Raw genomic sequence first — 23,459 nt, 5'->3', positions numbered from 1 at the left:
CAGAATTAGTAGTGATTTTATTTTTTTGTTTGAGGAAAGGGTTTTGTTGGGTCAATAAGACCCAAGCTGCGGTAATGGATATAATTACAATGCACGTAAAATTGTGTGCATATCCAGTGCGCAATCGGCGGCGTCTTTGCCTTTATGGCCGTGCTTTCCACCTAGTCTGTCCCAGGCTTGCTCATCATTTTCAGTGGTCAGGACACCAAAGATAACCGGAATATTGTATTCGAGAGCAATCTGCTGGCAACCGTCGCTAACCAGATTACAAACGTAATCATAATGAGTTGTTTCGCCGCGGATGACAGCGCCCAGGGCAATGATAACTTCAACTTCGCCTTTAATTGCCAGGCGTTTGGCAATTAAAGGGATCTCAACTGCGCCTGGTACTTCAATCACAGTAATATCGCTATCTTTAATACCGGCTTGCTGCAACCGTGCTATTGCGCCGTTTTTCAGTTCATCGGTGATTGGCTGATTAAACTGACTGACAACAATTGCAACGGGAAAAGAAGAAGTACGCTCTCCTGCGGCAGCATTGATAAATTTCATAATTATCCTTAATCAATGGTTAAAAAGTGACCAAGCTTGATTTGTTTGGTTTTCAGATAATTGCGATTGGCATGAGATGGCGTAACCGTTAAAGGAATTCGCTCGTTAACCTGAATCCCGTATTTTTCAAGCGCCTGGACTTTTTCAGGATTATTTGTCAGTAAACGCAAAACATCAATGCCTGAAAATTTCAGAATCTGAAACGCAATCGCATAATCTCGTGCATCAGCCGGTAAACCAAGCTTCAAATTCGCTTCCACCGTATCTAAACCTTGCTCTTGCAATTCATAAGCTTTCAATTTGTTTGCAAGGCCTATCCCTCGACCTTCCTGTCTTAAATAAATAAGCATACCGCCCTGCTTTGCAATCAGTGCCAGAGACTGTTTAAGCTGCTCGCCGCAATCACATTTGCACGAGCCAAACACATCACCAGTAATGCATTCAGAGTGTATCCGTACCAACGGCGCCTGCCCGGAAGTTGCCGGTGCTTTTACCAGAGTAAAATGTTCGGCTGAATCCAGCTGATTTTTAAAAACAGTCATGGTGAAATCACCATACTCATGAAGAGGAATATTTGATTTGGCAGCTACCGTTACCAATTGCTCACGGCGAACCCGATAATCAATCAAATCACGTACAGTCACCATTGGAATATTGTGCTGGCGCGAAAAAGCCGCCAGATCATCACGACGGCTCATGGTGCCATCTTCATTAATGATTTCGCAAATCATGGCAGCAGGCTTTAATCCAGCGAGTTTCGCCAGATCAACACTGCCCTCTGTTTGGCCAGGACGTTCTAACACCCCGCCTTTTCTAGCTTTTAAAGGAAAAACGTGGCCTGGTGTAATTACGTCTTTAGGAGTCGCTGCCGGATCAATTGCAACGGCAATTGTTGTGGCCCTATCTCTGGCTGAGATGCCTGTTGATACGCCGTTTGCAGCCTCAATAGAAACAGTAAAAGCCGTGCCGTATGGCGAACGGTTATTGTTTGACATCATGGGCAGCCCCAGCCTGTCGACCATCTCATCAGCCATTGACAAACAGATTAAACCACAGCCAAAACGGGACATAAAATTGACCGCCTCAGCTGTTGCAAAGTCAGCGGCAACAACCAAATCCCCTTCGTTTTCACGATTTTCGTCATCCATTAAAATAATCATGCCGCCAGCCTTGATGGTTTCAATGGCGTGTTCAATTGTCGTAAAAGGGCTTGTTGACATTATTCAACCTCATTTTTCAACTGGCCCGAAATAGTGAGCGGATGCGCAATAATACGGGTCAAATAACTAAAAATAGCAAACGTTTTATAATTAAGGGCGCGCCATAACTTGATTAAGAATGTACGCATTCCCTCTCCTGCCAGACAATATCGACTATCATATTATCAGCGAACGGCTGCCATAAGATATCATACTCCCGATTTTGGAAAATATCGTCATGGTATGCTGATATTGCGGCATTGCCCAAAATCCTGGGAACAATATACAGATATGTTTTATTAATCAATCCCTGTTTATGCAATGCTGAAAACAATTCACCGCCGGCCTCAACCCAGACATCGTGATATCCCAGACTGCCGAGATGAGTAATGATTTGATGCAAATCCAGACGCCCCTTCTCCATTTTGACAGCATGATAGTCACAATTGGCAATTTTTTGCTCTGGCTGCACTGACTCGGCGTGAAATATACGGCAAAATTGAGCCGTTGTAAAAATTTCAGCAGTTGCCTTTACCGCTAAATCACTATCAATAACAGCAATCGGCTTGGCATATATTTTATCTTTCAGTCTGGCATTAAGCCTGGGATTGTCATTAATGACTGTTTTTGAGCTAGTTAAAATAATATCACTATGTAGCCGTTGCTGATGGGTAAACTGTGCGCAGGCGTCGTTTGACAATTTCACCGGCTGTCCATTGCGGGCTGCTATTTTACCATCTAACGATTGCGCAATTTTGGCCGTAACCCACGGTTTTCGGGTCCGTGTCCACCAGGAGTAGCTTTGATAAAACTGATCAATCTCAGCCAATGGATAATGAATAACTTCTATGCCATTTTCTTTCAGTATCTGAGGCGTGTTATTCGCTGCTACAACAGGGTTGGGATCGGGATAACCATAGACAACGCGTTTAACACCTGCGGCAATTATGCCGGAAACACAAGGCGGCGTTCGCCCCCAATGATTACAGGGCTCAAGGGTCACATACAAGGTGATATCATTAGGGTATTCCGATAATTGTTGCAGTGCGGCCTGTTCAGCATGAGCTGTTCCTACACCATGATGCCAGCCACTTGCTATAATTTTATCATTATGCACAACAACAGCTCCTACCGCTGGATTAGGCGCGCAAAAACCCCGGCCATTCCAGGCTTGTTCAAGCGCCGCAATCATAAATTGTCTGTGCATAGTAAAATCAACGGGTTAAAATCATCGCATGATAACAAATTATTCAATTTTATTATAGTCGCTATTGCAATAGATTTCACACTAAACTCTGGTCATTCAACAACCTATTCATACTACTTGTAAAAATCACCTCCACTCTGATATTTTTAGAGCAAAAACTAACCTTATTTCCTTTGCAAAGGACAATTTTGTAGGTTGGGTCGTTTTGACCCAACAAGCCTTTTATCAGGCACTCAAGATCTGAAAAGTGATTGAAGAAATGTTGGGTCGGAACGACCCAACCTACATGTAATACAAAAAAATTGTCCTGTGCAAAGCAATTTTTGTCTTAAGTTGTACTGATAAATTTGTACATGAAGAAGCAAATTGTTTATTATTGTCAAGAAATGATTGAATTAGGAAGGTAATTCGTGAGACAAGGATCTGGGCCTGGTTTGAAAATAAAAATCATCCTGGCAGCAATGCTGTTCTGCAATCCTTTGTATAGCTTTTCCCCCTATTCAAATCAGGAGCTTGACGAACTTGAAAAGGAGTTCGTACAGCAAATTAATCAAGCTGACAGTGTTGAGCGCCACCCCTTGGCCACACAGTATATAAATCATATTGGAAAGCAATTGGCCGCTTATGGGCACATTCGGGTACCCTATTTTTTTATTGTCAAATCCATTGAAATTAATGCTTTTGCCGGTCCGGGCGGATATATCGGCATTAATTCGCAGCTTATCCTGGCCAGTGAGAATGAGAGTGAACTGGCAGCCGTTATGGCGCATGAAATAGCCCACGTCCGTTTGCATCATCTATACCGTATGCTTGAACATCAGAAACAAATGCAGATTCCCATGCTGGCTTCTCTGCTGGCCGCTGCAGCCCTTGGCGCAATTAATCCGACCCTGGGTAGCGGAGCAATGGCTGCGACTATGACTGGTTTTGCTCAGGATAATATTAATTTCACGCGGGCAAATGAGAAAGAAGCGGACCGTATCGGAATCAGCATGCTCAGCCAGGCAGGATTTGATCCCCGGGCAATGGCTGGTTTTTTTAAGAAAATGCAACAAAGTGCCCGTTATTATTATACCGCCAATATTCCCGCCATTTTACGCACTCACCCGCTTGATGAAGACCGGATTGCGGAAGCGGAAAACCGAAGTTTTCAGTTGAAAAATAAAGATCACGCTGACAGCATGGATTATTTTTTGTTTAAAGAATTATTACGTAATGATGTTGCCCGCGATAGCAAGCAGTTACTCGAGTATTACCAACACGGCTGCAATAAAAAAACGCCTGCTGCCGCCTGCGCCTTTGGCCATGCACTGGCTTTGCTTGGCATAAATCAATTCGGGCAAGCCAAATCCCTTATCAATCCATTATTAGCCCATGACAATAATAATTTATTTTATCAAATCGCTATGGCGCAGGCCGAAACCGGCAATAAGGAATATGAGGCCGCTATTAAAAGGCTTCAGGACTTGCAAACATTATATCCCGAAAATTATGCCGCACTGATGGCATATGGGCAGGGGTTGCTGGCTGCTGGAAAAGCAGAAAAAGCATCAGCCGTTTTACTCAAAGGTTCACGGCGCTTTAAAAAGGATTTGATTTTATGCGAACAGCTGGCAAGAGCACAATCTGCCGCCAATCAGAAGGCTTATGCCTATTTCACTGAGGCGCAATGCCAATTGCTTCAGGGACGCCACCGGGAAGCCCTGCGCAGTCTGCGCCAGGCTAAAATACTGGCAAAAAACGATCGGTATTTACTGGCTCGGACTGATGCTATGATGGATGAGGTAAAGTTTCTGGCTCAAGAGTAACCCAACTTACTCATCCAATCCCAATTTCTTTAACCGATAACGTAATGTCCTGAAGCTAACGCCAAGTATTTTGGCCGCTGCTGTACGGTTCCACTTCGTTTTCTCCAGGGCGTTTAAGATAATTTCTTTCTCATGATCATGCAAAGAGCCATCAAGATCTTTGATGCTTTCTTTCGACGCGGTAACCGGCAAACTGCTTTGCTGCGGCAAATGCAAGTCGCTTACATTAATCGTATTATCTTCACAGAGCGCTATTGCCCGCTCCAGAATATTTTCTAACTCACGGACATTACCCGGAAAGGGATAAGCCTGCAAAGCCTGAATACAGTTTTTTGATAACGGAGCCACACCGCGCTGTTGTTTTTCAGCCAGTTTTTTCAAAATATGGTTGGCAAGAAGCGGAATATCCTCAAGCCGCTCCTGCAGAGTCGGTACCTTTAATTCGATGACGTTAACCCTATAATACAAATCCTGACGAAAACGCCCAGCGATAATTTCAGCCTGTAAATTTTTATGGCTGGCACTGAGAATCCTGACATCAACCGGTATTTCATTATGCTCCCCGATTGGTTTAATCGCTTTTTCCTGAATGGCGCGAAGCAATTTAACCTGCATAGCCAGAGGCAACTCGGCGATTTCATCCAAAAACAGAGTTCCCCCATTGGCCGCCTCAAAAAGCCCGGCCTTGTCGGCGATTGCGCCTGTAAAACTGCCTTTTTTATGACCGAAAAACTCAGACTCCATCAGTTCAGCCGGAATTGCGCCGCAGTTGACCGGAATAAATGGCTTTTCAGCACGCGGCCCCTGGCGATGGATAAGTTGCGCGACCAGTTCTTTACCGACTCCAGATTCACCCAGAATAAAGACCGGAGCCTGATTACGCGCCAGTTTTTCGATACTGTTTTTCAATTCTTTCATCACCGTGCTATTGCCAAGCAACGTATCCGCTGGTGGAGTCACTTTTTTTTGCTGCATGGATAATGCTGTTGTTACCAGGTCTTTTAACAGCGTCAAATCAACCGGTTTTGAAATATAATCAAAAGCTCCGGCTTTCAAGGTATTGACTGCTCCCTCGACATTGCCATAGGCCGTAATCACTGCAACCGGTAACTGCGGTTTGTTCTTCTGGATAAATTTTACCACATCAATGCCATCGCCATCAGGCAGGCGCATATCAGTCAGTACTAATGAAAAATTACGGGCTTCCAGCTGCGTCAGCGCCTGCTGATAACTATTTGCTGTTATACAATTCAGCCCCATGCGGGTCAGGGTAAGCGATAATAGCTCGCAAATATCGGGTTCATCATCAATAACAAGTACACAGTTTTTATTCATAACTGCATCTCACTGGTTTGATTAAGCGTAATCACAAAACAACTTTTCTCTCGGGCATAAGTCAGAGTCAGGTTAGCCTGATTAATTTCGCATAAATCTTTGGCAATAAATAACCCCATCCCAAGACCGGTGCGTACCGTGCTAAAAAACGGTTCAAATATGTCGTGTTCAAGATTTTGCGGCACTCCCCTCCCCATATCGGAGATACTGATTTCAGCTGTTCTGCTGTCTTGTTTGGCCCTGATTATAATAATAGCCTCTCCCCGTTCATTTTTGCCGTGATGAATGGCATTATCGCAGAGAATTACCAGAATCTGTTCGAGCTGGCTCTTGTCAAAAAGGACTGAAATCGGCTCGTCAGGCGTTTCAATAATAATATTACAGGTATTATGACTGCAGAACTCATGCTTGAACTGCTCAAAAAAAGGCATGAGCTCAATGATCTGGGGCTGTGATTTTTCCCGACGCGACAGCTGGAGCACATTCTTGATCACATTATTCATTCGGTTACAATTATTAATTATGAGCTGCTTCAGGCGGGCATCTTCCTCATTCAACGCCTGATTATCGCCAAACAGCTGCACTGCATGGGAAATAGCGCCAAGAGGATTCCTTAATTCATGAGCAATACTGGCTGAAAAACGCCCCAGAGAAGCAAGTTTTAATTGCTGTGCCTGTTGCGCAATCGCTGACATATCATCAAGAAAAATAACAACGGCTGTTTGCGGCGAATCACTGGCAGCAAAAAAATGGACGCGTAGATAAGGACTGTCAATAATCGTCTGAGCCGGCCTTAAATCATAATTGATTTTGTCGAGGAACTGATTGTATTTTTGAGTCAAGGCAGTTGAGAGTTCAGCGAGGGATTTTATTTCAGTATCAGGTTGCAGGTTAAAAAAATGCCGGGTTGCAGTATTAATTAATTGTATCTGCTGATCTGCGCCCAGATAAATAACCCCGGAATGTAAACGTTCAATAATATATTCATTAATTCGTTGCATATCGGCTAATTCAATACCACGGTGCTCAGCAATTAACTCACTGCTGCGCACTCTGTTCGCCAGATACCATGCAGTCAATGCAGTTGCAAAAATACCTATGCCATGCATCCCGCTGGAATAAAAATAGTCAAGCATCTGCCTGTCGTCATACAAATAATGTACAAACCCGACTCCGAGCAAAATAGAACTGGCTACCGCGGCAAAAAAAATTGCAAGCCGGCCTGGCACCAGAATACTGAGGACTGCGACCGTCACATTGAGTAAAATGACCAACCCGGAGCGAATATCATTGACGCCGCTGATAAGGATTATCAGATAAATAATATCGAGCGTTCCTGACCATAATACCTGGACGTTGAATCCGGGAAGTTTTATTCGCTGAAGATAAAAAAAGAAAATCGCCCAGAAAATGTAAGTCAGCAGAATCAATCCAAAGATAAAATCAGAAAAATCAAATGTCGGACTGGTAAAAAAGAATAAGGCAATAAACGCTACAATACAAAAAACCCGATAGCAATTATAAACAAATAATAATTGCCATTGGCGTAACATCCCTGTTTGCTCCTTCTGCGCATCCATCTTATATTGCCTTATTCCGCGCTCTGGCTATTTTACTTAGTATAATAGGTTTACGGGCGAAATTCCTTTGCAAAGGAGAAGTTATTGTTTACAAGCGGGGGACGCCTCAGAATATTCTCCAATCCTTCTACTCTTGTTATTGTCATCAGCTGTTGAGAAAAATTTCTCCGGGTATGTACGTTCCAGACTTGATGTGCCGGGCATGTTATTTTCTGCAGGCGCCGCGCTTTGATTACTTTGGGCATTCGCGGCTGGTACTGTAGGTGCCTGGCTCAAGTAGTTTTTCCAATTAGCTAAAAACGTTGTTGCATGCAATTGAATGTCCGGATCAGTATGTTGTAAAAGGTGCTGCACGTGTTCGGGCAATTTGCCAACAACTCTCACCATCTGAGCCATACTGCAGGGTTGAGATGACAACCTGGACAAGCCAATTATTCCCCATGATTGAATTTGGATATTTGAATGTTTTACTAGCTCAATCATAGTAGGTATCATGCCTTCGACAGCAGCTATTTTAACCTGGTTCTGTTTATCCGCTGCCAGATTGCTCAAGGTCCTTAATGCATATAATTGAATTTTTTCATCCCAATTTTCTGGCTCAGGCAAACCGGATAATACGTCCTTGAAAGCAGCAGCCGCTTGAACCTGATCCTGATTTTGTTCATCAACTGTCAGAGAAGTCAAAGCTTGCGCTGCCTGAATTTCTATTGGAATAGGCGAACGTTTTACCAGAATATGCAAAACAGGCAACATGCCGTTGACATCAGCCATTCGAACGTGATTCTGTGGATGCAACGCCAGATTGGCCAAGCCAATTAATGCAAATAGTTTAATGTTCTTTGTCGGATGCTTTGCCAGTTCAAGCAAGGTGGGCAACATGCCTTCGACATCAGCTATTTTAACCCAATTCTGTTCAGGCCATGACAGATTGGTTAGAGCCCATATTGCCAGAAATTGAATTGGCATATCCGGGTTTTTTGTTAGCCCAAGCAATGCAGGCAACATATCATTGACAGCAGCTATTTGAACCTGCTTCTGTTTTGAACTTGTCAGATGAAGCAAGGCTCCTATTGCACATTTTTTAGTAAACTCATCACCCTCTTTCATTAATGGGAGCAATGCCGGTAAAAAACGTTGATTTGTTACCATCTGTACCCAGTGTCTCTTATCTTTTAAAAGCTCTAAAATAATGCGTGCAGCACTATTTAGATTATCCGGGCCTGGCATAGTCTGATTTGATGCTAAATCAATAAAATCATCTATAAGTTGCGCATTGAAAGGCACTGTAAAATCTCCTGAATTAATTTGGCAATTATTATAACAACTAGACAAATATTCTTCAATTGCGGGAATCTTTTTCTCAAGTTGACTTTTTATCTTATTTGAGGGATAAATCCCCGCCCACTGCCATTAAGCTAATGATACTGTCATTCCCGCGAAGGCGGGAATCCATGTCTCAAGTTAGCTCCTTACCTTGTTTGATGGATGGATCCCCGCCTTCGCGGGGATGTTACATTTTCTTAACTGAATGGCAGTGAGCTGCAAGGAGAAATTATTGATTACAAGCGGGGGATGTAGAAGAATATTCCCCAATCCTTCTTCTCTTGTTATTGTCATCAGTTGTTGAGAAAAATTTCTCCGGGTGTGTACGTTTCAGGGCTGATGTGCCGGGCATGTTATTTTCTGCAGGCGCCGCACTTTGATTACTTTGCCCATTCGCGGCTGGCGCTGTAAGTGCCTGCTGGTTCAGGTACCTTGTCCGATTTGTTAAAAATCTTTTTGCCTGATATTGAATTTGCAGATTAGTATGTTGCATTAGGCCCTGCACTGCGGTCAACAAGCCATCTACCTTAACTATTTGACCCATACTTTGTTGCTGAGATGACAAATTGGTCAAGCATATGATTGCCGATAACTGAATGTTCTCATCTGGCTGTTTTGTTAGCTCAAGCAAAAGGGGGAATATGCCTTCGATAGCAGCAGCCATTTGAACCCAATTCTGTTCATGCAATGCCAGCACGACCAAGGTTGCTATTGCCCGTACCCTAAATTGCGGATCCGCGTGTTTTGCCAGCTTAAGTGAAGTGGGTAACATGCCTTCGACAGCGGCCATTTGAACCTGATTTTGTTGCTCGGACGCCAGATTGGCTAAGTCGCTAATTACTCGGAATTGAATTTCCGTATCTGGATGCTGTGTTAGCTCAAGCAAAGCGGGTACCATGCCTTCGACCGCTGCTATTCGAGCCTTATTCTCTTTATGAGATACCAGTCTGCCTAAAGTTTTTACTGCCTCCAATTGAAGGTTCGTATCCTTCGTTAACTCAAGTAAGGCCGGTAACATACCTTCTACAGCAGCGATTCTAACCTTATTTTGTTGATGTGATGCCAAATTGCTCAAGGCTCTTAGTGCCTGTATTCGAACTTGCGTATCTAAATTTTTTTCGGGCTCAGGCGAAGCGGGTAACATGCCCTCGATAGCAGCTTCCTGAACTTGATTCTGTTCATCAGATGCCAGATCAGCCAAGGCTTGCGCTGCCTGAAGTTCAATCTGAGCAGGCGGACGTTTTGTTAATCTAAGCAAAGCAAGTAACATGTCGTTGACATCAGCAATTCGAACCTGATTCTGCTTATGCATTGCCAGATTAGCCAGGCAACCTGTTGCATATACTTTAATTTGCTTAACCGGATGCTCTGTCAATTCAAGCAAAACAGGCAACATGTCTGTGATCTCAGCTATTTTAACCTGATTCTGTTCATGAGATGCCAGATTGCTTAAGGCGAGTATTGCACATACTTGAATTTCCGTATTCAGATTTTTTGTTAGCCCAAGCAACGCAGGCAACATACCTTCGACAGCAGCTATTTTAGCCTGATTCTGTTCAATCTGCGTCAGATTAGCAAGAGCTCCTATGACATGCGCTTTAATCTGTTCATCGCCCTTCTGCATTGATTGGATCAACGCCAATAAAAGGCGTTGATTCCCGACCATCTCTGCCCAGTTTTTCCGATCTTTTGAAAGCTCGACAATAGCCCGAGCGTAATTATTCAGAATATCCGAAATCGGCTCAAACTGCATTGATGCCGTCATAATAAAATATTTTATCAATTCCGCAGTGGACAGCACTGTAAAATCCTCTGAATGCCTTTTGTTCATTATTATATCAATCAGATCAACATTAATCAATAGTGCTGTTTTTTTGAATTATGCCTGTTTTATGACAAGGAAAATGTATGTGGCTGCAAAATAACTTCAAACCAGTGTTCATGAGCGGCTTGTTAAGAAAGCTGCCGAAACCCACTATACATCGCTATCGGAAGGATTAACTGTTTTGTCTTTCTGATGTTTTAGCGAACTACCTTCGCCTGCAATATCTCTTTTTAAACGCCGGCTTTCCCGTTTTTCATTATGGACAGGATTTGAACTTTTAGAGGTTTTATTCGATTGAAAGCTTTTGTTAGTTGACATAATTGCTCTCCTTGTTAAACAAAGAAAAATTTATGACTAACTATAATTATATACCGTTTAAAAAAAATGTCAGATAATCGCAAAACTTATATATCTCTCCATTTAATGTCTTCAACAGTCCGCAAGAATCCGGCAAAAAATTTCGTCACGGAACTTAATTATATGGTCGCTGAGTATATGAGGGTGGAACCAGCTCCTCGCCATGTTGATTAATGGCATGGAGATCATTTAAGAATGTGGATGCATTATCTGCGACTCTATGGTCGAAAAACACCCCGATTTTACTGGAGGCCCATGACCAGTTATTAGGCAGATTTTTGTTAAGTTTCTCATTATCTTCTGTTGTCCACATTTGCGGTTGTATACGTTTATCACAAATCATATCATGTGGCGTCAGCATGAGCTCACCTAAAAAACAAACGTTAGAACGCTGCAGATAAAAGATACGTTTGGAATAAAAAGGCAAAATCAATATTGAATTGATGCCTGGTTGATTAGCGCGCGACACCAATTGCTCCATCTGTCGCCCCGAATATAAAGCGTCATCCAGAAAAACCATATGCCTGATCGTCTGATTTTTGGTAATAAACTCTTTGGTTTCATCCGCAAACAGTATGGCCAAAGGCTTTTTAACCAGGTAATGTAAAGCAAGCCCAGTAACCCAATGGTTGCTTTTTGCTCTTGATTCTCTCGGTACAACAATCACATATTCTTGCTGATCAGAGGGAAGGCTATGCAGAAACTGGTTAAAATCCTTGACAACTTCCCGCAAGCGACTGATAAATTTATTATGATTACGTTGAAATACAAGGTGAGTGGCAACTTTTTGCGCCAATTCTTCCATACCAGGGATTGCCAACTGAGACCATTGCATTTTTTGCTTAACTGTTAATACAGCCCTTGGTTCTGGTTTTCTTGGATTTTCCAAGATCAAATGAACATGCATAGATTGTTTTAAATCTTCAGATAGCGGTTCAATCGGTTTATTATTCTGCTGAAACCTATGCTTTCTAAAAGCCCGCTGAATCAATCGCGCACTGTTAGCGTGTTCTTCATTCGGTAAATTCTGACGGTTTTTTTCAATTTTCTGCTTGTATGAAAAAACCATTTGCCGAAACAGATTATTCACTGCACGTACATCATCGGTACCATGAATTGTAGTGAAAGGCCGCATTAAAAATGAGCCAATCGCTGCATCGAGGAAGCGATAATCTTTTTTGTCATTCATTAACGTATAACTATATGCAAACTGGTAAATAGCAATGGCGATTTGCTTTGCTTCATGAGGTGAATATGAAATATTTTGCTCTCGTATATCACTTAATCTTATTAAGCCATCACCGTCCAGTCGAAGACGGTAATGCACTAAAGGCCCTTCTGTCTTTGAGCTTTGATTATAGTCATCAGGGTTTATTTTGATTAATTGCTCGTAAAGCGACATATAATGCTCAAAGTGATTGATATTCCTAAGTACATCTGGAATTTTTCTTAATTCAGGATATGGCTCCTTTGACGAGATATAATTAAATATATTGTGGATAAATTGATAAAATATAAAAAATAGTTGCAGCAAACGAGAAGCCATGAAATCACCAAATCCGCCCAAACAGATCATTATTTTATCAATTTATAGCGTGTTCAAATAGTATTTTATTTAAAATATTTATTTTTATATTGACATCAGCCTCATTAAACGACACAATCACGCCGTCTTGTGGCTATGTAGCTCAGCCGGTTAGAGCGCGGCACTCATAATGCTGAGGTCGGTGGTTCGAGTCCACCCATAGCCACCATTTAGATATCCTGCATGTTTCTCCCGATTAACAAAATCAACGCATCAAACAATTAAATAAGACTCAATGACATCGAACAGTCTCACCCGAATTAAAAATCCAAATTCCTGCAAAAGCACTATGGAATCCTGATAAATTTAGATATGATGTAGAAATCAGGGATTTAATGGTTGTTGAATGCGAAAGATTGCTTTTTTACTATTAACAGCGTGCTTTATTCTGGCTTATGCCACAGATATAGACATTAAGACTGTAACCATCGATGGACAGGCTGCATATATGCTTGATGCGGGTGCCTTTCCGCATGAAAATAACGCGCTGCAATTAAAATTCCGCTTATCCTCGCTGTTAAAACAACCGGTAACAATTGAGCATGCCGCAGACCGTAATCTTTACATTGTCAAAATCGGTCCGATTATCGATCGGGCTCAGGCTGAAGCAATCCAGCAGCAATTACGTGATATGCCTAGCACAGACACTCTGCCCGTCCGGCCTCCAGTTGCACAATCTGAGGACAAACCAGAAACCCAGACCATCCCTGATGTACGGAAAAAACTGTGGAATCTGCGTAATGCCGATATCCGGGCTGTTATTGCCGAGGTTTCGCGGGTAACGGGTAAAAATTTTATCATCGACCCCCGCGTTCAGGGCAAAATTTCGATTGTTTCTGGAACCCCAATGTCTGATAAAGAACTTTATCAAGTCTTTTTATCGATGATGCAAGTATCTGGCTATGCCGCGATACCGAGCGGTGATGTGATTAAAATTGTACCCAATATTGATGCCAAAACCATGTCGGCAGATTCACTCAGCCTGTTACGCACACCGCCGAGAGGCGATGAAATGATGGTAGAAGTGATTCCGGTTAATTATGTTCCCGCCGAACAACTGGTACCGGTACTCAGACCATTAATGCCTCAATGGAGCAATATCGCTGCTTATGGCCCATCAAATATGCTGATTTTATCAGGACGGGCCAATAACATCAGGCAAATGGCCAAAATTATCAAGCAGGTTGATAGTTCAACCTCCAATGGGATTGATGTCGTTCACTTAAAATCTGCTCTGGCAATGGATGTTGCCAATACCCTGAAAGATCTGGTTAAAGTCCCGCAAGGCAGCGCTACCCATAGTCAGGCAGCGTTGGCTGTTGATGATCGCAGTAATTCAATTTTGCTCAGCGGCAACCGGACTGAACGAATCAGAATGCGCTTATTAATCTCCCGCCTCGATCGCGAAGGGTCACGCAGTTCAAACAGTAATACACAAGTCATTTATTTAAATTACATGCGGGCAGAAGATCTGGTTCCCATTCTGGCTGGGGTTGCCCAAGCCAATTTCAGCGGCAATGTCGGCACCACAATAGGCACAATTACCCGCCCGGCGCTTGACAGCACAAACCCTGCCTCCAGCCTGGCAAATAATAGCAATAGCACTTTTGATAGCAATACCAACAACAGCAATACAACCGGTAACGCATCGTCTGTTAATCCTGCCGCCACTCCAAACACGTCCAGTGCGTCTACCCAGAATGAAGGCTCAACAAAACCAAGCGTGCAGCTTATAGCCGAACCTAATACCAATTCGATTATTATTAATGCACCGGCAAGTCTAATCCGTATCTTGAAATCAGTTATCAGTCAGCTTGATATACGACCAGCCCAGCTCCTGATTGAAGCGCTGGTTGCGGAAGTAAACGAAGCAGATATTACTGATCTTGGCATTGAGTGGGGAAGTAATCAGCAGACAGGTAAAGCAACCAGTTTCCGCCCCGGCTTTGCCATTATTAATTCCAAAACCAGGACCTCGGATTTTCAGGCTCAGATTTATGCGCTGGCACGTCAACATAAGGCGAATATTTTATCGACGCCATCCGTAGTGGTACTGGATAATCGTCAGGCTAAAATCCTGGTTGGAAAGCAGGTATCCGTTGCTTCGACTTCTTATCCTAACAATGCTAATGGAACAGCTCCCGGCGGCAGCCCATATACCACCTTTGATCGCGTCAATGTCGCCCTGCACTTATATGTTCGACCACAGATTACCCGCGGTCAGGGCATCCAGATGCAGATTGACCAGGGCAATGACACGCTTGATCAGGCCAACGAAGTCAATACCAATAATCCAGTCTTTAAAATCAGCAGTATTGTCACCTCCGTTCAGGTAGAAAGCGGCGATATCGTCGTGCTTGGCGGGCTTACGCAAGATAATCTGGCAAATGATAACAATCGCTTGCCAATTCTTGGTGATATACCTGGTGTTGGCCGCCTGTTTCAACGCAATATCAATAACCGTGAAAAAAGGGTTTTAATGGTATTTATCAAGCCAATCATTCTGCACAATGAGCGCGAAGCGCTGCAAGTGAGCGGCGGTAAATACAATGGCTTGCGCCATTACGAACTGGATTGGATCAGAGATCTGGATTATAACCCGAGAAATGACGACATGGTGCTGCCGGCTCTGGAAACAGCTGATTTGCCAAGGCCTTTCAGCCGCCATCCGAAACAGGTTATAATGACTAAATGACAGTGCAAAGTAATCAGGAAAAAAACCGGCGCTTACCCTATAGCTTTGCTAAAAAACATGGCGTGGTTGCTATGTGGGATGAGCAAAGCGCCATTACTTTGTACCATTTATCTGAACCCTCTTTGCCGGTGCTGGCTGAAGTAAGCCGTTTTCTGCAATCCTCTTTCAATTTAAAACAAGTCGATGAAACTGAATTTCAACAGCATCTGGCGCAGTGCTATCAATCGCAATCATCTGTGCTGGATGCTGCCGTTGGTATGGAAGAAGATATCGATTTATCGTTACTGGCAGGCCAGCTGCCCAGCAGCGAAGACTTACTGGATACCCAGGATGATGCGCCGGTTATCCGATTAATTAATGCCTTATTTACGCAGGCTATCAAGCAAAAAGCATCGGATATTCATATTGAAACCTATGAGAATCGGGTTATGGTTCGTAACCGGATTGATGGTGTCCTGCATGAAGTGTTGGAAATCCAGCGCGCAATTGCACCGCTGGTCATTTCCCGGGTCAAGGTGATGGCAAAGCTGGATATCGCGGAGAAGCGTATTCCCCAGGATGGGCGCATAGCCTTGCGCATCGGCGGGCATAATATTGATGTTCGGGTTTCTACTCTGCCTTCCAACCACGGCGAGCGGATTGTACTGAGAATTCTGGACAAACAGGCAGCCCAGCTTGATTTAAACCTGCTTGGCATGCCGATTGAAACGTTAACTACGATGCGCTCTATGATCGCACAGCCCCACGGCATTATTCTGGTAACCGGCCCAACCGGGTCTGGTAAAACCACCTCGCTGTATGCCATGCTGACGGAACTTAATCAGGTAACCCGCAATATTCTCACCATTGAGGATCCAATTGAGTATGATTTGCCCGGTGTCGGCCAGACTCAGGTCAATACCCGCGTGCAAATGACCTTTGCCAAAGGGCTCAGAGCGATTTTGCGCCAGGACCCTGATGTGGTGATGATCGGTGAGATCCGTGATTTGGAAACGGCTGAAATTGCGATTCAGGCGAGTTTAACCGGTCACCTGGTATTATCTACCCTGCATACGAATAGCGCCCTCGGTGCCTTGACCCGTTTGCATGATATGGGTGTTGAATCATTCTTATTGTCTTCAAGTATTATTGGCCTTATTGCACAGCGTCTGGTCAGAAAGCTTTGTCCGCATTGTAAAACTCCTCATATCCTGCGCGCAGATGAAAAGGAATTAATGGAGATTGGCGAAGACATTGATATTTCTCAGGTGTATGAACCCAAAGGTTGTGATCAATGTAATAATTTAGGATTTCGTGGCCGGACCGGAATTTATGAGTTAATTACAATTGATGAGAATTTACGTGGTTTTATTCACCGCAATGAGAGCCTGCAGGCGATTGAAAATTACATCCGCCCCAAAACGCCAAGTATTCGGCAGGATGGTTTTAAGCGAGTGCTGGCTGGCGATACCTCATTGTCTGAAATCTTACGGGTAACCAGCCAACATTGATAAATTACCAGTCTGGTGATTTATAATCCATATTATCACGCTCTATTACTGAACCGTTTTCTAACTGGTTTTCGGGTATAGGGTCTATTATTTCTTCAGGCATGCAATTTTGATCCCGAACGCTTTTTTCAATTGCTGAAGAAATTGCATTCCAGTTTATGCTTCCCGTATAAACTGCATATTTACGTAACTGCTGCTCAGAAAAATCATTACAAACCTGCTTTAAGGATGGATTATTTTTTATTGCTGCGAATATTACTTCGGCGACACAGAATTTGCGCTTTTGTTTTTCAATTTCTCCTTTTTTTATATTCAGATTCAGGTCGTGCTTTATATCTTTGGAAACATGAATCAGCCATTTTGCTTGATTGACAGATTGATAAAACATAATAACGCCATCTGACCCTTTTTGAGCAATATACAAATTAACCATGGTAAATAATACAGTATAGGGGTTTGATGCAATAGTTAATTCTTCCAGTAAGTTACGCGCTTTATCAGATATATACTTTAATTTTTCCGGGGTTAGATTACTGATTATTTCTAAATAGATTGCCAGCTCTTGACTGTGGTGCGGGTATAGCAAGTTATAAGTACGCATAATGCTAATTTTGTCACGTAGAATATTAACTTATTTTATACTTTAATTATTAGGGGAATATTAACAAGGATGTTTGTGCCTTACTGCGCTAATTTTTTCCCTCTCCCCAACCCTCTCCCGATACGGGAGAGGGAGCTTTTTAACATGGCTGCAATTCTATCTTCCTACTGAAGCCCCCTCTCCCGTATCGGGAGAGGGTTGGGGAGAGGGAATTGCGGCTCTTTACTCCGCCCGCTTTCTCCAGCTCGTACCCTGAGCGCCATCCTCCAGCTCTATGCCATGCCCCGCCAGAGTATCACGGATTTCATCAGCCCTTGCCCAGTCTTTCCGCGCTCGCGCCTCCAGTCGCTCTTTAATTAACTTCTCTATACTTTGCCGGTCAATACTTTCCAGGCCAGCTTGTAAAAACTGCTCGGGCAGAATTTGTAACAAGCCTAAAGTAGAAGCCAGTTTTCTCAGCGTAGCCGCCAAATGAGGCTGACGGGTTTTATTTAGTTCATGACTTAACTGGAATAATACCGACAAAGCGACAGGCGTATTAAAATCGTCATTCATTGCATCGTTAAATTGCTTCTCCCATTCGTCATCGATTGACTCATTGGTACAAGGCGTATCTTTCAAAGCCTGATAAAGTCGAGTAAGCGCCTTGCCGGCATTGGTCAGATTTTCTTCCGAATAATTCAACGGACTACGGTAATGACTGCTCAGCAGGAAATAACGCACCACTTCCGGATGATATTTCTTTAATATCTCTTCAATGGTAAAGAAATTGCCGACCGATTTAGCCATTTTTTCATTGTTAACCTGCAGCATTCCAACATGCAGCCAATAATTGGCAAACTGTTTCCCGCTCGCTGCTTCACTCTGGGCAATTTCGTTTTCATGATGAGGAAACTGGAGATCCAGACCGCCGCCATGGATATCAAAATGCTCACCCAGCTCATGCATGGCCATCGCTGAACACTCAATATGCCAGCCAGGCCTGCCTTCGCCCCAAGGCGACTGCCAGCTTGGTTCGTCTGTTTTTGCCTTTTTCCATAACACGAAATCTAGCGGCGAGCGTTTCTCTTTTACAACATCAATACGCGCCCCGACAACCAACGCTTCGATATCCTTATTGGATAATTTACCGTAGTCCTTAAAACGCGCAACTTCAAAACAGACATCGCCATTATCGCTCACGTAAGCATAACCGCTATCTATCAACCGTTGGATAAGACCAATAATCGAATCAATGTGCCCTGTTGCCCGCGGCTCAATATCCGGCGGTAAAATATTTAATGCACTGGCATCATCATGCATAGCCTGAATATAGAAGCTGGTCAGTTCATTGATTGACATGCCCCGCTCATTGGCACGAGCTATTATTTTGTCATCAATATCAGTGATATTACGTACAAAAGTTACCTCATAGCCCTGCTCTCTCAGGAACCGGACTATGACATCAAAACACACCATTGAACGGGCATGGCCCAGGTGGCAACGGTCATAGACTGTTATGCCGCAGGCATAAAGCCCAATTTTACCGGGTACCAGAGGAATAAAAACTTCTTTCTTTCGGGTTAATGAATTGTATATATGAAGCATGCCTGTTCCTTAGCCTATTTTAGCCCAAGTATCCTTTAAGCCGACAACCCGGTTAAATGCCGTAACCTTTCCGTCATTTACCTGATTAACCTGATAATAACCTAACCGCTCAAACTGAAATACTTCATTTAAAGGCTGATTGGCCAATGCAGGCTCACAGTAAGCCTGTTGCACATTCAGTGAATCATGATTGAGAAATTGCAGGAAATCCTCTTCACGAGCCGGATTGGCATCGTTAAACAGGCGGTCATATTGGTAAATAGTGACTGGAAAAGCATGCGGCGCAGAAACCCAATGGATTACACCTTTGACTTTACGGCCGACAGGATTTTTACCTAATGTTTCAGGATCGTAAGTGCAACGTAATTCAACCACTTCGCCTTGTTCATTTTTAATCGCCTGCTCACAGCGGATCACATAGGCATTGCGCAAACGCACTTCGGTACCAGGTGTAAGGCGGAAGTAGTCCTTTGGCGGTTGCTCCATAAAATCGCTGCGCTCAATGTAAATTTCGCGGCTGAATGGCAACACCCGGCGCGGCGCATCCGGATCTTGCTGGTTGAATGACGCGCTCAGCTCTTCAGTCTGGTTTTCCGGATAGTTTTCTATCACTATCTTTAATGGTTCAAGCACACATAATGCCCTCTTGGCAGTACGGTTAAGCTCATCACGCACACAGGCCTCCAGAATCGACATATCAATAACCGAATCACTGCGTGAAATACCAATCTGCTCACAGAACTCACGGATGGCCGCCGCCGGATAACCGCGTTTTCGCATGCCTTTTAAAGTCGGCAGACGCGGATCGTCCCAGCCATTAACCACATTTTCCTCAACCAGCTGTCTTAGCTTACGTTTGCTGGTTACGGTATGAGACAGGTTCAACCGGGCAAACTCGGTCTGTACAGGGCGGGCTGGTACCGGCAGATTTTCAATAAACCAGTCATATAAAGGACGATGATCCTGAAACTCAAGAGTGCATAATGAGTGAGTAATATATTCCATCGCGTCAGAAACAGGGTGCGCATAATCATACATCGGATAGATACACCACTCATCGCCCGTTCTCTGATGGCTCGCATGACGAATACGATATAAAACCGGGTCCCGCATATTGATATTGCCGGAAGACATGTCGATTTTTGCCCGTAAAACATGGGTGCCGTCAGCAAACTCGCCGGCTTTCATTCGTTTAAATAAATCAAGGCTTTCCGCAACTGGACGATTACGATAAGGGCTTTCACGGCCAGGCTCTTGCAAAGTGCCACGATAAGCGCGAATTTCTTCCATAGACAAACTGTCTACATATGCTTTTCCCTGCTCAATTAACAGAATGGCAAAATCATAAAGATTCTGATAATAATCAGACGAGTGAGTAATATCGCACCATTGAAAACCCAGCCAGCGCACATCTTCAATAATGGCATCGACATATTCCTGCTCTTCTTTGGTCGGATTGGTGTCGTCAAAACGTAAAAAGCATTTTCCCTGAAATTCCTCTGCCAGACCAAAGTTCAGGCAAATTGATTTCGCATGCCCTACATGCAGATAGCCATTAGGTTCAGGCGGAAAACGGGTAATCACCCTGCTATGTTTGCCTGATGCCAATTCATCGGTTATCAATTGACGAATAAAATGCGCTCTTTTTTCACTGCTTTCTGTCATTCTGTTATCCATTGTTATCTATTGCTTGTCGCATTGAGTTAATTAAAGAAAAAGCGGCTTCAGTGCAATCACTGCCAGCCTGCCAGGCGTCATAGATGGCGTTGATTACGCCAGCCCCTACAATCACCCCATCCGCAAAATCTGCTACGGCAGCCGCCGTCTCGGCAGTCTTGATACCAAACCCAACCATAAGCGGCAGTCTGGTCTGCGATTTGCGGTAGCTATACTGCTGTTTGACATTCTCAAGGTCAAAATCACTGGAACCAGTCACCCCTTTCAGCGAAACATAGTACAGGTAACCATTACCATAATGATTTATTAGCGCCATCCGCTCATCAGACGTTGTTGGCGAACACAGGTAAATGCTGCGCAGATTATGTTTCTGCCAAATATCAGCAACTTGCCCGCTCTCTTCAGGCGGCAAATCAACCAGAATCGTACCATCGACTCCCGCAGCGCTTGCATTTTGAGCGAAACGCTCATAGCCATAAAATTCGACTGAATTAACATAACCCATTAATACTATCGGCGTCTGCTGGTCATTTTGGCGAAAGGTTTTTACCATATCCAGCACGTAATCACAATGTACACCATGCTTCAGGGCCCTTTCCATTGCTGCCTGAATCACCGGCCCTTCTGCCATGGGATCAGAAAATGGAATACCGATTTCAAGCAAATCAGCCCCTGCTTTCACCAGTGTATGCATCAGCTGTACTGTCAGTCCTGGCTCAGGATCGCCGGCAGTAATATAAGGGCTTAACATTTTTTTGCCTGCGGTTTGCAGCTGCAGCAGTTTCGTGTCGATTCGATTTTTCATGTCAGTATCCGGTTTAAACAGTCAAGCCATCAATTGCCGCCACAGTGTGCATGTCTTTATCTCCCCTGCCGGATAAATTGACAATAATCCGCTGTGCCGGTTTCATTGTTTTCGCAAGTTTCAGCGTATAAGCCACGGCATGGCTTGATTCTAACGCCGGGATAATGCCTTCGGTACGGGTTAATGTCCGAAAAGCATGCAACGCCTCTTCATCATCAATCGGCACATACCTGACCCGGCCGCTGTCTTTAAGCCAGGCATGCTCAGGTCCAACGCCCGGATAATCAAGTCCGGCCGAAACAGAGTGAGTATCTTTTACCTGGCCATATTCATCACAGAGTAAATAAGTTCGGTTGCCATGCAGTACCCCGGGCTTGCCGGCGATCAGAGATGCCGCGTGCATGCCTGTTTCCAATCCCTTTCCAGCGGCTTCAACGCCGTAAATAGCGACCGATTCATCGTTTAAAAAAGGATAAAATAACCCCATGGCATTTGAGCCGCCGCCAACACAAGCAACGAGCGCATCAGGCAGACAGCCTGTTCTTTCAAGCATTTGCGCCCGTGCTTCACGGCCAATCACCGCCTGAAAATCTCTTACCAATTGCGGATAAGGATGCGGGCCTGCAACGGTGCCAATAATATAAAAAGTATTGTCAATATTGCTTACCCAGTCGCGCATGGCTTCATTCAGGGCATCTTTCAAAGTTTTTGAACCGGCAGTAACCGGCACGACTGTCGCACCCAGAAGTTTCATACGATAAACATTGCTTGACTGGCGCTTGATATCTTCGGAGCCCATATAGACTACGCACTCCAGGCCAAGCTTGGCGGCGACTGTCGCCGAGGCAACGCCATGCTGACCCGCTCCGGTTTCAGCTATAATCCGGGTTTTGCCCATCCGCTTTGCCAGTAATGCCTGGCCAACCGTGTTATTGATTTTGTGAGCGCCGGTATGATTCAAATCTTCCCGTTTTAAATAAATTTGCGCCCCGCCTGTTTCTTCGCTTAGCCGGCGGGCATGATAAAGAGGTGTTTCCCTGCCGACATAATGCGTGAGCTCATCGTTAAGTTCAGCAAGAAACTCAGGATCATTTTTATATTTATTGTAAGCCTGCTGCAGTTCCTGCAGGGCATGAATCAAGGTATCTGCGACAAACATTCCGCCATAAGGCCCAAAATGCCCCTGGTTATCAGGTAATTCTTGCTTAGTCATGCTTCCCCCTTAAAACGTCAACAAACTGTTTCATCTTATGATGATCCTTGATACCTGGCGATTGTTCAATACCACTGCATACATCTAGCGCATAAGGATTAAGTTTGACCGCCGCAATGCAATTCTGCGGGTTTAATCCGCCGGCAATGATTAGCGGCCGGGTCCGGCGTTCAGGAATGATTTGCCAGTCAAAAGCCTGCCCGCTGCCGCCATATTCTGCTGAAGGTGTATCAACCAGTATGGCAGAGGCAGTTTGAAACTTATCCATAGCAGCAGTTATCAGTTGCGAATTTCTGGCTGACACCGCTTTGATATATGGCCTGCCGAATCGTTGGCAGAACTCCACTTTTTCATTACCATGAAATTGAATGGTGTCAATGGGTAATTCATTAATTAATCGCTTCAGGTCATCAGGCTCAGGATCTACGGCAACAGCAACGATATTCACCAATGGCGGTATTTCCCGCAGCAAAATTTTTGCCTGCTCAACCGTCACATAGCGCCTGCTTTTCGGATAAAAAATCAAACCAATGGCATCAGCGCCCAGCGCAATGGCATAATCGATATCCTGCCTGCGCGTCATGCCACACATTTTGATTCTTACCCGCTGCGCCTCCAAC

The 23,459-nt window shown here is 44.1% G+C and carries 19 protein-coding genes and 1 tRNA gene; 4 read left to right on the top strand and 16 right to left on the bottom strand.

What is annotated here, in order from left to right:
- Positions 1 to 84: 84 nt before the first annotated feature.
- From ribH to ribD, 4 genes are read right to left on the bottom strand one after another with little or no spacing between them, the layout of a single operon-like run.
- Complete coding sequence (gene ribH, locus ACFORL_RS05210; protein ID WP_382341788.1) at positions 85 to 552, bottom strand: 6,7-dimethyl-8-ribityllumazine synthase; 468 nt, start codon at positions 550 to 552, stop codon at positions 85 to 87.
- Between the two features lie 8 nt (positions 553 to 560).
- Positions 561 to 1,772 (bottom strand): 3,4-dihydroxy-2-butanone-4-phosphate synthase, encoded by a 1,212-nt coding sequence (gene ribB / locus ACFORL_RS05205; RefSeq protein WP_382341786.1) that lies wholly within the window; start codon positions 1,770 to 1,772, stop codon positions 561 to 563.
- The gene (locus ACFORL_RS05200; RefSeq protein WP_382341784.1) at positions 1,772 to 1,900 is read right to left on the bottom strand and encodes a hypothetical protein; all 129 of its coding nucleotides are present in this window, start codon (positions 1,898 to 1,900) and stop codon (positions 1,772 to 1,774) included. Before ACFORL_RS05200 ends, ribB begins: the two co-directional genes overlap by 1 nt.
- Positions 1,885 to 2,958, bottom strand: coding sequence for a bifunctional diaminohydroxyphosphoribosylaminopyrimidine deaminase/5-amino-6-(5-phosphoribosylamino)uracil reductase RibD (gene ribD, locus ACFORL_RS05195; protein ID WP_382341783.1), 1,074 nt, complete (start codon positions 2,956 to 2,958; stop codon positions 1,885 to 1,887). The genes ACFORL_RS05200 and ribD overlap by 16 nt, the downstream gene beginning before the upstream one ends.
- Before the next feature lie 461 nt (positions 2,959 to 3,419).
- Between ribD and ACFORL_RS05190 the strand changes: the two genes are divergently transcribed.
- Entirely contained in the window at positions 3,420 to 4,766 is a 1,347-nt protein-coding gene (locus ACFORL_RS05190; RefSeq protein WP_382341822.1) for a M48 family metalloprotease, read from the top strand.
- 6 nt (positions 4,767 to 4,772) lie between these two features.
- Here the strand turns inward: ACFORL_RS05190 and ACFORL_RS05185 are convergent, their stop codons facing one another.
- The 6 genes from ACFORL_RS05185 to ACFORL_RS05160 form a co-directional block, all read right to left on the bottom strand.
- Positions 4,773 to 6,101 (bottom strand): sigma-54-dependent transcriptional regulator, encoded by a 1,329-nt coding sequence (locus tag ACFORL_RS05185; RefSeq protein WP_382341781.1) that lies wholly within the window; start codon positions 6,099 to 6,101, stop codon positions 4,773 to 4,775.
- Positions 6,098 to 7,681, bottom strand: coding sequence for a sensor histidine kinase (locus ACFORL_RS05180; RefSeq protein WP_382341779.1), 1,584 nt, complete (start codon positions 7,679 to 7,681; stop codon positions 6,098 to 6,100). Before ACFORL_RS05180 ends, ACFORL_RS05185 begins: the two co-directional genes overlap by 4 nt.
- 81 nt (positions 7,682 to 7,762) lie before the next feature.
- A complete protein-coding gene (locus tag ACFORL_RS05175) occupies positions 7,763 to 8,965 on the bottom strand; it encodes a hypothetical protein (RefSeq protein ID WP_382341777.1) in 1,203 nt (400 codons plus the stop codon).
- A gap of 268 nt (positions 8,966 to 9,233) precedes the next feature.
- Entirely contained in the window at positions 9,234 to 10,835 is a 1,602-nt protein-coding gene (locus tag ACFORL_RS05170) for a HEAT repeat domain-containing protein (RefSeq protein WP_382341775.1), read from the bottom strand.
- A gap of 144 nt (positions 10,836 to 10,979) precedes the next feature.
- Positions 10,980 to 11,147, bottom strand: a complete 168-nt coding sequence (locus tag ACFORL_RS05165; RefSeq protein ID WP_382341772.1) for a hypothetical protein — start codon at positions 11,145 to 11,147, stop codon at positions 10,980 to 10,982.
- Between the two features lie 154 nt (positions 11,148 to 11,301).
- The gene (locus tag ACFORL_RS05160; protein ID WP_382341770.1) at positions 11,302 to 12,732 is read right to left on the bottom strand and encodes a hypothetical protein; all 1,431 of its coding nucleotides are present in this window, start codon (positions 12,730 to 12,732) and stop codon (positions 11,302 to 11,304) included.
- A gap of 131 nt (positions 12,733 to 12,863) precedes the next feature.
- Here ACFORL_RS05160 and ACFORL_RS05155 point away from each other — a divergent pair.
- From ACFORL_RS05155 to lspE, 3 genes are all read left to right on the top strand, one after another.
- A tRNA-Met gene (locus ACFORL_RS05155) sits at positions 12,864 to 12,940 on the top strand.
- 177 nt (positions 12,941 to 13,117) lie between these two features.
- On the top strand, positions 13,118 to 15,466 hold the full coding sequence (lspD, locus tag ACFORL_RS05150) for a GspD family T2SS secretin variant LspD (RefSeq protein WP_382341768.1): 2,349 nt from the start codon (positions 13,118 to 13,120) through the stop codon (positions 15,464 to 15,466).
- Positions 15,463 to 16,956 (top strand): GspE family T2SS ATPase variant LspE, encoded by a 1,494-nt coding sequence (gene lspE, locus ACFORL_RS05145; RefSeq protein WP_382341766.1) that lies wholly within the window; start codon positions 15,463 to 15,465, stop codon positions 16,954 to 16,956. Before lspD ends, lspE begins: the two co-directional genes overlap by 4 nt.
- 4 nt (positions 16,957 to 16,960) lie before the next feature.
- Here the strand turns inward: lspE and ACFORL_RS05140 are convergent, their stop codons facing one another.
- The 6 genes from ACFORL_RS05140 to ACFORL_RS05115 form a co-directional block, all read right to left on the bottom strand.
- Positions 16,961 to 17,557 carry a hypothetical protein gene (locus ACFORL_RS05140; RefSeq protein WP_382341764.1) on the bottom strand — a complete coding sequence of 199 codons (597 nt, stop codon included), beginning with the start codon at positions 17,555 to 17,557 and terminating at the stop codon, positions 16,961 to 16,963.
- Positions 17,558 to 17,779: 222 nt separating this feature from the next.
- Positions 17,780 to 19,144, bottom strand: coding sequence for a cysteine--tRNA ligase (cysS, locus tag ACFORL_RS05135; RefSeq protein ID WP_382341762.1), 1,365 nt, complete (start codon positions 19,142 to 19,144; stop codon positions 17,780 to 17,782).
- Between the two features lie 9 nt (positions 19,145 to 19,153).
- Complete coding sequence (locus ACFORL_RS05130) at positions 19,154 to 20,809, bottom strand: glutamine--tRNA ligase/YqeY domain fusion protein (protein WP_382341760.1); 1,656 nt, start codon at positions 20,807 to 20,809, stop codon at positions 19,154 to 19,156.
- A 4-nt stretch (positions 20,810 to 20,813) separates the two neighbouring features.
- Entirely contained in the window at positions 20,814 to 21,626 is an 813-nt protein-coding gene (gene trpA / locus ACFORL_RS05125) for a tryptophan synthase subunit alpha (RefSeq protein WP_382341758.1), read from the bottom strand.
- Positions 21,627 to 21,639: 13 nt separating this feature from the next.
- Positions 21,640 to 22,839: a tryptophan synthase subunit beta gene (gene trpB / locus ACFORL_RS05120; RefSeq protein WP_382341756.1), complete on the bottom strand. Its 1,200-nt coding sequence runs from the start codon at positions 22,837 to 22,839 to the stop codon at positions 21,640 to 21,642.
- Positions 22,832 to 23,458, bottom strand: a complete 627-nt coding sequence (locus ACFORL_RS05115) for a phosphoribosylanthranilate isomerase (RefSeq protein ID WP_382341754.1) — start codon at positions 23,456 to 23,458, stop codon at positions 22,832 to 22,834. Before ACFORL_RS05115 ends, trpB begins: the two co-directional genes overlap by 8 nt.
- Between the last annotated feature and the right edge of the window lies 1 nt (position 23,459).

Origin of the sequence: Legionella dresdenensis (assembly GCF_042649825.1) — a bacterium.
GTDB classification, from domain to species: Bacteria; Pseudomonadota; Gammaproteobacteria; order Legionellales; family Legionellaceae; genus Legionella_C; species Legionella_C dresdenensis.
This window is presented reverse-complemented; position numbering and strand designations above follow the sequence as displayed.